Genomic DNA, 13,553 nt, shown 5'->3' with positions numbered 1-13,553 from the left:
TCCGATGAGCGCGCTCCTGGGGGCCGCCCAGGGAGACGACGCCCGGCTGCTGAAGGTCGCGATCCACGGCGCGAGCGGCAAGATGGGGCAAGCCATCGTCCGGCTCGCGGCGAACGAGCGAGCCCAGGTCGTGGGCGCGATCGTGTCGCGCGGCTCCTCCCGCATCGGCCGTGACGTCGGCGAGCTCGCGGGGACAGGCAACATCGGCGTCGCGATGAGCGACGACACCAGCGCCGGGCTGCTCGGCGCGGACGTGGTCATCGACTTCTCGCGGCCCGAGGCGCTCCCCCGTCTCCTGCACCTCGCGATGCGGGCCAAGGTCGCCGTGGTCAGCGGCACGACGCGCCTCGACGGCACGTGCGAGCGGCTGCTCGACGAGACGGCGCAGCACGTCCCGGTCCTCTGGTCGCCGAACACGAGCATCGGCATCCACGTGCTCGCGGAGATCGCGGCGAGCGCGACGCGGCGGCTCGGGCCCGGCTACGACGTCGAGATCGTGGAGGTGCACCACCGCGCCAAGGTGGACGCGCCGAGCGGCACGGCCGTGCGGCTCGCCGACGCCGTGCGCGCGGCCCGCGAGCCGACCGCGACGCTCGCCGACGTGCACGGCCGCGAGGGCAACGTCGGCCCGCGAAAGGCGAACGAGCTGGGGATCTTCGCCGTACGCGGCGGCGACGTCATCGGCGACCACACGGTCCACCTGCTCGGCCCCGGCGAGCGCATCGAGCTCACGCACCGCGCGACCAGCCGTGATCTCTTCGCGCGCGGGGCGCTGCGCGCGGCGTGGCACCTGCACGGGAAGCCGCCCGGCCGATACACGATGGCCGACGTGATCGGCGGCTGACGGCGGCGCTCCAGGGCCGGACGCGGGCGATCCGCGATCCGGCGCGCCGCGGGAGAGCCACAATGTGGTCAGCGGCGGTTCGCCGCACTACGCTGCGGCGCTCGTATGGAGACGCTCGCTGCGAGGATCGCACGCGCCGGTCCGCTGCCGGACAGGGACGCGGTCGGCTGGGTCGTCCGCCTGGCGAAGCGCGTCGAGAGCCTGCACGCGCGCGGGACGGTGCACGGCCGCCTGTCGGCCGCGTGCGTGGTCATGGAGGGCGAGCCGTGCACGTCGACGGGGTGGCTCTCGGACCCGCTCGCCACGCCCGCCTTCGTGGGTTACCGCTCGCCGGAGCGGGCCGCGGGCGAGGGGCCGTCGCGCCGGGACGACACGTGGGCGCTCGCGGTCACCCTGTACACGGCGCTCTCGGGAGCGCTCCCGTTCCCTGCCGAGAGCGACCAGGAGCTCCGCCGCAAGCAAGGCGCCGGCGCCGCGCCGCGGATCACGCCGCCAGGCGCTGCGGGCGACGCGCTGTGGCGCGTGCTGGACCAGGCGCTCGCGCGCGGCGCTGAGCAGCGGATCACCGAGGTCGCGGCGCTCCGTCGCGCGCTGGAGGCGGCGCGGCCGGACGACGGCCTGGAGGAGCTGCCGCCGCTCGATGAGCACGCGCTCGCGGCGCCGGCGAGGACCATTCCAGCGCCGCGCCCGTCGAGCAGCGGGGTGCGGGGGACGTCGAGCTCGCAGCCGCCCCGCAAGAGCGCGCCGCCGCGCGAGGGCACAGGCTCGCAGCCGCCCCGCAAGAGCGCGCCGCCGCGCGAGGGCACAGGCTCGCAGCCGCCCCGCAAGAGCGCGCCGCCGCATGGCCACTCGAGCTCGCAGCCGCCGCCCATCGCGAGCGCCTCGGCCCGCCGGACGCCGTTGCCCCTCCACGGGCTCGCGAGCCTGGGCCTCCGGTCGACGACCGGCGCGCCGACCACCCCGCCTCCGGAAGCGCCAGACCGTCCCTCGAAGGCGCAGACCGCGCTGCCTGCCGCATCGCCGCGGCTCGCCGGCGCAAGGACGGAGGACGGCGCGCGAGCGGGCGCAGTGGCTGCCCCGACCGCGCAGGTGCAGCCACCGCCTGTCGTGCCTGCGGCGACGGCGCAACCGCCCGTCGCCCCCACAGGGACGGCGCAGCTGCCCTTTGCGCCCGTAGCGACGGCGCAACCGCCCGTCGCCCCCACAGGGACGGCGCAGCTGCCCTTTGCGCCCGTAGCGACGACGCAACCGCCCTTCTCGCCCACCGCGGTGCCCCTCTTCGACGCGGATGCCCCGGCGAGCCCGCGAACGTTCGACGATCTCCCCTGGCTCGGCGAAGACGACAGGCACGAGCCGTCGCACCCCTTCCCGATGGCGCCCGGCGGCGCCGCAACGCGCGTCGGCGCGCCCGAGCTCGGCGCACCGACGCCCCACGTCCCGGCCGTCGATCTCCTCTGGCTCGGCGAAGACGACACGCATGAGCCGTCGCACCCCTTCCCGATGGCGCCCGGCGGCGTCGCCGCGCGCGGCGGCGCGTCCGGGCTCGGCGCGCCGCCGCGCGCGGCAACGCCGCCGTTTCGCGCGCCGGCGCCGGCGCCCGGGGCGAGCCGCGAGGCGCCGTCCGCGGCGCGCCGGTGGGTGACGCTGGCCCTCGGGGTCGTGGCCATCGCGGGCGCCGCGGGGGCAGCCTGGTTCTGGATTCGCCACCGCGACGCCGCGCCGCCGTCCCTCCCGGCGCCGCCGTCCGGCTCGGACGCTGCGCCGGCCGCATGCGCCGCCCCCGCAGCGCCGAGCGCCCCGGCGCCCGGTGACGCGGGCGCGGAAGACGCAGGTACGGCGACGCCAGCGGACGCAGGCACCGCGAGCACAGCACCGGATCCTGCGGCCACGGCGGACTTCGCCGCGTGCGCGATGCCCCTCTTTCCCGGCAAGAGCGTCGACGCCGCCACCGCGGGCCAGCTGTTGTCCGTGTGCGCCGAGATCGACCCGATGAAGGGCGTCGCGGCGCTCAAGAGCCACCTCGCCCAGGCAGCTGGGCCCAAGGGCGTCTCGGACGCCACGAAGGAATGGGCCGTCCTCGGCTGGCACGACATGGCGACCCTGGCCACCCTGCGCGCCCGCTGCTGCCACGCCCCGCCCCCCCTCGAGCTGCCCCCCACGCCCGAGGGCTGCACCCCGCTCGACGAGGCGCTGAACGAGCTCGGCGCGGCCGTCGCGTCGGCGTCTGCTCCGGGCGATCGGGCGGTCGCGAAGGCGGCCCGGCGGTACATGCGCGCAGCCCAGTGCGTCGCCCGGGTCGGCGCGGCGACCCGTTACGGGCGCAAGGACAAGCCGAACGGAGGCGAGGCGAGCGCCTTCAAGAAGGTGCTCTCGCGCGCGCTCCGGAGCGCAGCACAGGCGCGCTGAGCCGCGCGGACGTCACGTCGCCCGTGGCGCACGCCGGTGGTGCGCGCCGCGCCACGGCCTGACGTGGCGGACGGCGCGGCCGGCTGAACAGCGCGGCGCGATCGCTCGACCACCTCGCCGAACGAGCGGTTCTGGGGTAGCGTCCGCGGTCCCATGTCCAACGAAGCGAGCGATCTCCTGCTCGAAATCGGCGTCGAGGAGCTCCCCTCGTCGTTTGTCGAGGCCGCGCTCCGCGCGCTCCCGGATCTCGCAACGAAGCGCCTCGCGGAGCTCAGGCTCCGCCACGGCGCGGTGCGCGCGCTCGGCACCCCGCGTCGGCTCGCGCTGCTCGTCTCCGGGGTCGCGGCGCGCCAGCCGGACCTCGAGGAGGAGGTCACCGGCCCGCCGGTCAAGGCGGCCTTCAAGGACGGCGCGCCCACGAAGGCGGCCGAGGCGTTCGCGCAGAAGCTCGGCTGTACCGTCGCGGAGCTGCGCCGCGTCGAGGGGCCGAAGGGCGAGTACCTCGCGGGCACCCGCCGCGAGGCCGGCAAGCCCGCGGCCGAGCTCCTCCCCGACATCCTGACGTCGCTCGTCGCGGCCATCCCCTTCCGCAAGTCGATGCGCTGGGGGCAGGGAGATTTCGCGTTCGGCCGCCCCATCCAGTGGCTGGTCGCGCTCTCCGGCGGCGAGGTCATCCCCGTCGAGATCGCCGGCATCCGCAGCGGGCGCACGAGCCGCGGCCACCGCTTCCTCGCGCCGGGCGAGATCGCGATCGGCGCCGCGAAGGACTACGTGGAGGCGATGCGCGCGGCGCACGTGCTCGTCGACCCCGAGGCGCGCGCGAAGCTCATGCGCGAGCGCCTGCTCGCCGCGGCGCGGGACGCGGGCGGGGCGCTGATCGAGGACGACTTCCTGATCGGCGAGAACCTCTCCCTCGTGGAGGAGCCGCACGTCATCGTCGGCAGCTTCGAGGAGCGGTTCCTCGAGCTGCCGGAGCGGGTGATCCTCGAGGTCGCGCGCGGCCACCAGCGCTACTTCGGCGTCCGCGACGCGAGGACGGGGGCGCTGCTCCCGAGGTACCTGGCGGTCGTGAACACCGCGGAGGCGCCCGAGAAGATCAAGCGCGGCAACGACAACACGATGCGCTCGCGCCTGTCGGACGCGCAGTTCTTCTACCGGGAGGACGTCAAGATCCCGCTCGCGAACCGCCGCGAGAAGCTCGGCGGGATCGTGTTCCAGAAGCGGCTCGGCAGCGTGCTGGCGAAGGCCGAGCGCGTCGAGCGGCTCGCCCGCGAGCTCGGCCTGCTCCTGATGCTGCCCGAGCAGACGCTGGTGGCGGCGGCCTCCGGGGCGCACCTCGCGAAGTGCGATCTCGTCGCGCTGATGGTGGGCGAGTTCCCCGAGCTCCAGGGCGAGATGGGGCGGGCGTACGCGCTCGCCCAGGGGGTCAGCCCGGAGGTGGCCGACGTCGTCCGCGATCACTACCTGCCCAAGGGCGCCGCGGACGCGACGGCGCCGACGCACGCCGGCGCGCTGGTCGCGATCGCCGATCGGCTCGACACCCTGGTCGGCTGCTTCGCGATCGGGCTCGTCCCCACGAGCACCGCCGACCCGTACGGGCTGCGCCGCGCGTGCCTCGGCGTGCTGCGCACGCTCCTGGATCGCGATCTCGATCTGCGCCTCGGCGCCGCGTTCGGCGCCGCCTACGACGGCTACGCCGGGGTGGAGCTCAACGTCTCGCGCGAGGAGCTCGCGACCCGCCTCGGCGAGTTCTTCTCCGAGCGGCTGCGGGGCCTGCTCTCCGACCGGCTCCCGCAGGACGCGGTCCTCGCGTGCCTGCGCGTCGCCGCGGACCGCCCGCTCGATCTCAGGGCCCGCGTGCGCGCGATCGACGCGCTGAGCCCGGAGGTGCGCGCGCGGGTGGGCGAGGTCTTCAAGCGGGCCACGAACATCGCCGACAAGGCGCCTGCCGGCGAGCCGGTGGCGCCGTTCGGACAGGACGTGCACCCGAGCGAGACGGCGCTCTTCGCGGGGTACCTCAAGCTGCGCGAGCAGATCGCGTCGGACGTCCGGAGCGGCTCGTACGACGCCGCGTTCAGGGCGGTGGCGGATTTCGCGCCCCTCTTGCACCAGTACTTCATCGACGTGTTCGTGATGACCGACGACGCGGCCGTGCGGGACAACCGGCTGCGGCTGATGCGCGCCCTGTCGGAGACCTGCGGGAGCCTGGCCAGGCTGGAGCTCCTCGGCGAGGCGCCGCGCGCGGCGTCGTAGCGGGGCGGGCGCGGCGCCTCGGCCTCGCCATGGAGGCGCCGCCCCTCGGTCTGGTGGTGGCTGGCGCCATCATCGACGGTGGCTCGATAGGGGCGCGTCGAGCGCGACGCCACGCGGAGCGGCCAGCTCGTCGGCTGGAGCGCCTGGCTGCGGCGCCTGGCACCGCACCTGCACCAGCACGGCACCAGGCGCCGCGCCGCCCGCGACAACCCCCGGCGGCGCAATCGACCAGGCGACCAGGCGTCGGGAGCCGATCTCAGCTCAGCCGAGCGGCGATGCGCTCTCAGCATGACAAGAGGAGGGTGAGCAGCGATGTCTTCAATCGAGGCGAACAAAGCGATCGCGCGACGGTTTCTCGATCTCGTGAGCGAACACAAGATCGAGGAGCTCTGCGAGATGATCTCTCCGTCGTGGAGGATGCACGGCGGGCCGCCCGCGCTCCCCGAAGGGCCGGAAGGGATCCGCGCGCTCTTCGGGACATTCGGCGCCGTCGAGCAAACATGGTCGATCGAGGACGTGATCGCCGAAGGGGACAAGGTGGTCGTGCGCGCGAAGAACACGTGCGCACAAGCGAGCTTCCTCGGCATCCCGAGCCACGGACGGCAGCAGACGTTCACCGCGATGTTCATTCACCACATCGTCGAGGGCAAGATCGTCGAGACATGGCGTAACGCCGACGATCTCGGCCGGCTCTTGCAGCTCGGCGCGCGGTTCGAGCCAGGGGTACCCAAGGCTCCGACGTGAGCAGGCTGGCCGCGCCTCGCGTCCATCTTCGCCTGGTCAGCGCTGCTATCGAGTTGAAGAGGATTCCATCCGGGCGACCTCGATGGATCACGAAACGGCGACTCCCAAAGAGACGTGAAGCCACGTCCATGCACTCCGCTTCGCGGGGCCGATAAGCCCACCGGGGGCGATGAGCAGCGCCTCCGGCGCCTCGCCGGGCCGTCGGGCGTCTGGACCTGCACGCTCGCCAGAAGCTGCTGTACCGTTCGCCCCCATGCCGGGATCTCAGCCCTATCCGTTCGCGTTCTTCGGGGCAGCGCCGAGCGACTGGTTCGATCTCGAAGGGGACCTGTTCTCCTATGAGCTCTGCTTCGTGGCGCCCCCGGACGCGGCCGCGCGGCGCGCCGTCGGTGAGGCGTGGGAGCGGGCGCTCGACGCGCGCGCGGTGGAGCACTGCGAGCCGTTCCAGTGGGCCGATCGCTGGGCGCTCGTGCGGGCGCGGCCGGCCGGGTGGAGCAAGGCCTGCATCGCCGACATGGCGCGCGCGGTCCAGCGGGCCCTCACTGCGGTGCACGGCGCGCACCCGATCGAGGTGGCCTCCCTGGCCGAGGCGATCGAGGCCGACAGCGACTGGGACGCCTGGTCCGCCGAGCAACGACCCGAGCCCCCGGCGGGCCCGAGGTGGCCCGTAGAGCTGCCCCGCTTCGGCGGAAGCCAGCGCTTCGAGGCCGCGTGCTCGGTGGATCCGGAGGTCGAAGCCGCGCGCGAGGCGGCGCGCGCCGCGGCCCCCGAGGAGGAGCGCGCGGCGGGCGACGACCACGACACGGACGAGGCGGACGAGGCGGAGACCGGCGACGACGACGACAAGCCCAGGGTCATCTCCGGCGGGCTCCGGCTGGAGCGCGTGCCGGGCTACACGGCGCCCGAGCCCTCCGACGAGCAACTGAAGCTCTTCGGGCAGAGCAGCGAGTGGCTGATCGCGCCGAACGGCCTCGTCTTCGGTGTCTCCAAGCCGAAGCGAAAGCCGCCCGTCGCCGCGTGGATCCAGGACGGCGAGCTCCGCACCGCTCAGGGCGATCCGCTCGCCACCACGCACGGCATCTCCCTCGCCGCGCGCGACGACGGCGGCGCGGCGCTGATCGGGGAGGACTCGGAGGCCGTATGGGAGGTCGTATTTGCGGCGGGCTCCGTGCGGCGCCTCCTGGAGCACGGCGAGCCCTTCTCCGACGTCGCCTACGGCCCGGACGACCGGGTGCTGGTCGCGAGCGACACGATCGAGGTCTACCGCCGGGAGGGCTCGGGCGTCGCGCTCGAGGGGCGCTGGGACCTCGACAGCTACGGGATGCGCTCGGTCTTCGGCGGACGCCTGCTCCTCTTGAAGTGCTTCGACGACGAGGACGAGAGCGCGGATGGCGTCACCCTCCTCGGCTACGACGGATCCACGGTGCGCCGGCTGGCGCGCGTGCGCATCGCGGTCGGCGAGATCGTGATCGACGGCGCCCGCGTCGTCGTGATCGACGGCGACGACGGCTACGTGCTGCGCGGCCTGGAGGAGCTCGCCGCGCGCTTCGCCGCGCAGCCGGAGTCCTTCCCCGAGCTGAAGAAGCACGAACCCGGCAACGAGGACGAAGACGAGAGCGCGTCCGGCGAGGGCGACGACGAGGGCGAGAGCACGTCCGGCGAGGGCGATGAGGAAGAGGGCGACCGGCCAGAGGTGCTGGAGGGCGCGCTCCGCGTGGAGCAGCGGAGGTCGCGCGAGGTGCCCCCGGAGCCCGAGATCGAGCGCGCGCAGCGCGAGCTGTTCGGGTCGACCTCCTGTGTCTCGGTCGCGCCCGGCGGCCGCGTTTACGGCATCGCGAAGCTCCGGCGCAAGCCGGTGACGGCCGCCTGGATCGAGGGCGGTGAGCTGAAGCGCGCCGAGGGCGAGGCGCTGCCCAGCCCCCACGGTTACATCGCGGCGCGGGAGGACGGCGGCGCCGTGCTGTACGGGTTCGACTACAAGCTCGTCGCCGAGCTCTCCTTCGCGGACGGCAAGCTGCGCCGCCTCTTCGAGCACGAGGCGTCGATCTCCGACATCGCCTACGGCCCGGAGGACCGCATCCTCCTCTCCACGGGCGAGTCGCTCGACGTCTACCGCCGCGAGGGAGAGGGCGCCGTCCTCGAGCAGCGCTGGGGCGTGGGCGGTTACGGCCTGACCCCCGCCCTCGGCGGCCGGCTGCTCCTCGTCAAGAGCTACGAGGGCGAGGACTCCGAGGACGGGCTGACCATCGTCGGCTTCGACGGGAGCAAGCTGCGCCGCGTGGGCCGCGTGAAGGCCTCCGTGGGTGAGGTCCGGATCGCCGAGGGCCGGGCCTTCATGGATCACATCGGCGACACCTACGAGCTGCTCGGCCTCGACACGCTGCTCGAGCGGCTCGCCACGAACCCCGACGCGTTCCCCGAGGTCGCCGTGTACACGCCGTCCGAGGAGGACGAGGACGACGACGAGGCGCCCGAGTCGGGCCCGAAGAGGGCGCCCGAGGAGTACGCCATCGAGCCCGCCCCGGGCCGCGTCGGCCTGCGTTACCTGGGCAAGCAGCGCCCGCTGCCGGAGGACGAGGAGGACATCCCGAAGGACGTGCGCGCGCGTTTCGGAGCGGGCGCGCGGGAGATCGAGCGCTACCGCCCCGCCGACGTGTACATCGGGTGGAAGAAGGAAGCCCGGCGCTCCTTCGTCTTCGCCGTGCTGAAGGACGGGGAGCTCATCGAGACCGCGGTGAAGGCGAGCTCCCCCTCGTCGACGGGCCTTGTGAACGCGGATCGGAGCGCCGCGCTCGTGGCGACCGACGGCGACGCCAAGCTCTGGTGGGTCGACCTCCCGCACGGAAAGCCGGTCCTCGTGCACGACTTCAGCAAGGAGGACAGCGAGGACGAGGTCTACACGCTCGAGGCGCTCGCCTCCGGGCGGGTGATCGTCGGCACCTCGTCGGAGACCTGGATCTTCTCGGTCAGCGGCGGCGCGTCCAGGCTGGAGGCGCGCGGCGACCTGGATCTACGCGTCGTGGAGAGCGCCGCCGGGGGCCGCGTGGCCGTGCTGGAGGCCTCCGAAGGCAAGCCCATCCGCATCTGGGGCGTCTACGACGACGGCGTCCGCACGCTCGCCGAGCTCGAGCCGGAGCCCCTCAGCTTCGAGCCGAGCGCTGACGGCAGGTTCTTCTTCGAGGCCGTGAATCGCCTTGGCTGGTATGAGCTCGTCAACCTCGAGGACGCCTGGGAGGCCGGGCGCCGTGACACCTCCGGCGAGCACTACCCGCGCGTGGCGCTCGCGCCGAAGCCCCCCGAGCAGGACGAGGACGACGAGGACGGCGCTGGCGACGACGAGGACGGCGAGGACAGCGACAGCGACGACGAAGATCCGCAGTCTGGCGAGTGAAGGCGGTCCCCTCGATGCGTGGGTGAGCGTTCGAGCTAGCGTCGCTCTTCCAGGAGGGGGAATCGCATCCAATCTCCTCCGTCACGGGCAGCAAGCGTGACGAATCGCGGTTGAACTCCTCCAATCGTTTTGCTTTTTCTCGTCTCTTTCCTTTCCCCTCTGTGGTGACCGAAGGACCTCGCCAGAAGCCGTGATGGGCCGGCGGGCCGCTGCACGCCGTCAGGCCATCGAGCTCGAAGAAGCCCGCGCCGTCCAGCCGCTCGACGCCATCGAGAGCAGCCGGCTCACGCGCTCCTCGGTCGCCGGGTGCGCGGAGAACCACTTCAGCGCCGAGCCACCCACAGCGAATGGTGGTGAGGGCCAGCGCGGACGGCTCCATGATGGGCAAATACGGGCTAACGAGCAAACCAGTAATACGATTCACAGCCAGTGAGTTGACGCTCGGCGCTCGCTTTACTCGCGTGCAATGCCCGATGTAGCCTGTCGGAAAGGGGGTCTCGCTGATCCCCGTGGGAGGGCGCCGATGCGGTTCTCGCTGTTTCCGGTCTTGCTCGCGTTCTGTATGGGGGGCTGCTCGTGCGGGAGCGACACCGAGGCGGAGGGGACGCCTGCGGGCAGCACAGGTGTCGTTCCAGGCAGCACAGGCGGTGCAGATGGCGGAGGTGGCGCAGGTAGCGCAGGTAGCACAGGCAGCGCAGGTGGCGGACACGTAATGTGCGTCCCAGGGCTGCAGTCCATCGCTCTGTCGCCTGACGACTCCACGGTGGAGATCGATGGCCACTCCGCTGCGCCGATCACGTTCACGGCCACCGGGACGCTCTCCGACGGCACCACGAGGGCGCTCGAGCCGGGGGCGCTCCTCTGGTCAGCGACGCGCGGCGACGACACGCCTCCGGGGACGATCGCGGGCGGTGTCCTGGCGCCTTTCGCCTCAGCGGGCGGCACGGTGCGAGTCACTGCGAGCGATGGATGCGTGATGGGAGAGACGACCGTCGTGCTCCACCTGAGCACGGTCCTCGGCACGCCGAGCGATCAAGGCGCCTGGGCGGGGACCCCGGTCACGGGCGCTCCTGCGCCGAGCATCGTTTACCCGAGCGATCAAACGCGCTTTCCGCGGAACGTCTACCGCACGCTGTTCCAGTGGCGGAGCCAAGGGTTCACGGAGTTCCGGCTCGTATTCACGGGCGCGAGCTCCACGGTCACCATCTTCACGGACGGCGCGCACGGCCTCTGCGAGCAGGCCAACCCCGCCGCCGGGTGCTGGGAGGTGGACGAGACGACCTGGAACTACATCGCTGGCTCCAATGCCGGCGGGACCGCGACCTGGACGGTCGACGCGCTCGATACCTCGACGACGCCAGCCACCGTGCGCCGCTCGGCCGCCATCGAGATAGGCTTCTCCAGGCAGGACGTGAAAGGCGCGATCTTCTATTGGTCGACGACCTCTGCCGGAGTGCGGCGGGGGAAGATCTCTCGCCAGACTCCGGAGGACTACATCGTGGGCAAGCCCCCGACGACGTACTCCGACGGCGACAAGGTGAAATGCGTCGCATGCCACGTGGTCTCGCGCGATGGCAAGTACATGGCAGCTCCGGTGTCCGCCAACTCCGGGAACAGCCTGTGGATCCTCGCGGTGACGCCGGACGCGCCGCCCGACCCGCTCGTCAAGAGCGTGAAGGACACGGACGGCCACGTCTTTGCGACGATCTCGCCCGACGACGCGCGGGTCGTCGCCGCGTCGAAGGGAGCCATGTGGATGGTCGAGCGGGAGACCGGCGCCTATGTCAACGATCTCCCGACCGGCGCGCTGAAGGGGACGCATCCGGACTGGTCCCCCCTCGGGACGGAGGTCGTCTTCGCCACGGGCGACGGCGATGCTCCCGGCGGCTCATCGCTCGCGCATATTCCGTACAGCAATGGCGTCTGGGGGCAGGCATCGGTCCTGCTCGCGCCGCCCGCCAAGAAGAGCGACCTCTTCCCGAGCTTCTCTCCGGATGCGGCATGGATCGCGTTCTCGCGGGGGAAGGGCGGCCACGGTGACAACACGGCCCAGCTCATGGTCCTCGGCGCGAGCGGCGGCCAGCCGGTGGAGCTCCTCAACGCGAACCGCGTCACATCGAACCGGATGACCGACGGGCAGTATCAGAACAGCCAGCCTACGTGGGCGCCGCCAGGCGATCTCAACTGGATCGCCTTCAACACGAAGCGGGAGTACGGCGTCGTGCGCCCCGAGGGGACCCAGCAGATCTGGGTGGCCGCCATCGATGTCCAGAAGGCTGCTGCAGGCCAGGACCCGAGCTACCCGGCGTTCCGCGTGCCGTTCCAGGGTCTCGACGAGAACAACCACCGCGCCTACTGGACCCTCGACATCAACGAGGACAGCGGCGGCGCGGGCGGGAGCGGCGGCGGCACAGGCGGCGCGGGGACGGGGGGCGCGGGGGGAAATCCGACTGAGCCCGTATGCTCGACGATCCTCGACGTTGATGATCTCTGCGATCCCGTGAACGACTGTTGCCAGACCGGCTCTTACTGCGACACATCCGACGATGGCGTGACGTACACCTGCATCGCAGCGATCAGGTAGTCGCGCCGCCGCGCATGGGCGCCGAGAGGGCAGCGCCCGCCGTCAGGCCATCACGCTCGAAAAGCCCCGCGCCGCCCGGCCGCTCGACGCCATCGAGAGCAGCCGGCTCACGCGCTCCTCGGTCGTCGGGTGCGTCGAGAACCACTTCAGCACCGAGCCGGCCCCGGCGAGCGGGTTGACGATGAAGAGGCTGGCCGTCGCCGGGCGCGCCGCCTCGGGGGGCACGAGCGCCACGCCGTGCTCCAGCTTGGACAGCGCGCTGGCGAGCGCCTCCGGGTCCCCGGACAGCTTGGCGCCGAGCTCGTCCGCCATGTACTCGCGCGACCGCGAGATGCCGAGCTGCACGAGGGTCGCCGCGATCGGCGCCACGATCGCGAGGGCCAGCCCGCCGAGCGGGCTCGCGCCGTCCTCGTCGTCCGACGATCCGCCGAATATCCCGGCGAAGCTCACGGCGTGGGCCACCCACGTGATGCCCGAGGCGAACGCCGCCGCGATCGTCGATACCAGGATGTCGCGGTTCTTGATGTGCGCGATCTCGTGCGCCAGCACGCCGCGCAGCTCACGCTCGCTCAGGAGCTGCATGATGCCCTCGGTCACCGCCACGACGCCGTGCTCCGGGTTGCGCCCCGTGGCGAAGGCGTTCGGCTGCGCGTCCGGGATGACATAGACGCGGGGCTTCGGGATCCCCGCCCGGCTCGAGAGCTCCTCCACCATCCGGTGCAGCCCCGGGGCCTCGATGGGCGAGACCTCGGCGGCCCGGTGCACCGCGAGCACAATGCGGTCGGACATGAAATACGCACCCAGGTTCATCGCGAGCGCGAGCACGCCGAACAAGACGAGGTACCCGGGCCCCAGCGCCCCGCCGATGGACACCAGGATTGCCGACATGACGCCGAGCAACAGGATCGTCTTGATCTGATTCTTCATGAACTTCGTATCCTCCTCGAAGCGGAGCGCTGCAAGAGCCGCTCCCCCGGGATCGATGTGTCGCGCGCGTCGCATTGCAATACCGTGCGCCCTCCGATCAGCAGGCGGCGGGTCCGCTGGATTCCCTCGTGTGGATTCGCTGCCCCGGCCGGCCCGCCCCATTTCGCCCCAGCGACCCATTTCTCCCCTGCCGGGGGATGCTCTCGCGGCGCGCCTCAGCTTGCCAGATCGCCAGCGGCCCCACCGCGGCCCCGCCGCGCGGGCCGCGCGCCCCGACACGTCTCGCGACCACACCTGACGGTCTGTCACCGTGACCGCGCGGCACAACCCAGCTCGCGCCGGCGACCCACGCCACGAACGCCCCGGCGAGCGCCGCAGGCGACAAGCGCAGACCTCTTCGCTGT

At 72.5% G+C, this 13,553-nt stretch carries 7 protein-coding genes; 6 read left to right on the top strand and 1 reads right to left on the bottom strand.

Going from position 1 to position 13,553, the window contains the following annotated elements:
- The first annotated feature begins 4 nt into the window (after positions 1–4).
- The 6 genes from dapB to POL72_RS39585 all read left to right on the top strand — a co-directional run bounded on the left by dapB (position 5) and on the right by POL72_RS39585 (position 12,222).
- Positions 5–844 carry a 4-hydroxy-tetrahydrodipicolinate reductase gene (gene dapB, locus POL72_RS39610; RefSeq protein WP_272102049.1) on the top strand — a complete coding sequence of 280 codons (840 nt, stop codon included), beginning with the start codon at positions 5–7 and terminating at the stop codon, positions 842–844.
- Positions 845–949: 105 nt separating this feature from the next.
- Positions 950–3,250 carry a serine/threonine-protein kinase gene (locus POL72_RS39605; RefSeq protein WP_272102048.1) on the top strand — a complete coding sequence of 767 codons (2,301 nt, stop codon included), beginning with the start codon at positions 950–952 and terminating at the stop codon, positions 3,248–3,250.
- Between the two features lie 153 nt (positions 3,251–3,403).
- Positions 3,404–5,503, top strand: coding sequence for a glycine--tRNA ligase subunit beta (glyS, locus tag POL72_RS39600; protein ID WP_272102047.1), 2,100 nt, complete (start codon positions 3,404–3,406; stop codon positions 5,501–5,503).
- Between the two features lie 312 nt (positions 5,504–5,815).
- Positions 5,816–6,247, top strand: coding sequence for an ester cyclase (locus POL72_RS39595; protein WP_272102046.1), 432 nt, complete (start codon positions 5,816–5,818; stop codon positions 6,245–6,247).
- 253 nt (positions 6,248–6,500) lie between these two features.
- Positions 6,501–9,638: a hypothetical protein gene (locus POL72_RS39590; RefSeq protein WP_272102045.1), complete on the top strand. Its 3,138-nt coding sequence runs from the start codon at positions 6,501–6,503 to the stop codon at positions 9,636–9,638.
- 763 nt (positions 9,639–10,401) lie between these two features.
- Entirely contained in the window at positions 10,402–12,222 is a 1,821-nt protein-coding gene (locus POL72_RS39585; protein WP_272102044.1) for a TolB family protein, read from the top strand.
- 42 nt (positions 12,223–12,264) lie between these two features.
- Here POL72_RS39585 and POL72_RS39580 read toward each other — a convergent pair whose 3' ends face one another.
- Positions 12,265–13,149, bottom strand: a complete 885-nt coding sequence (locus POL72_RS39580) for a zinc metalloprotease HtpX (protein WP_272102043.1) — start codon at positions 13,147–13,149, stop codon at positions 12,265–12,267.
- Positions 13,150–13,553: the final 404 nt, after the last annotated feature.

It is taken from the genome of Sorangium aterium (assembly GCF_028368935.1).
Classification (GTDB): Bacteria; Myxococcota_A; Polyangia; order Polyangiales; family Polyangiaceae; genus Sorangium; species Sorangium atrum.
Note: the sequence above shows the minus strand (reverse complement) of the source record. Positions and strands in the feature narration are given on the sequence as shown.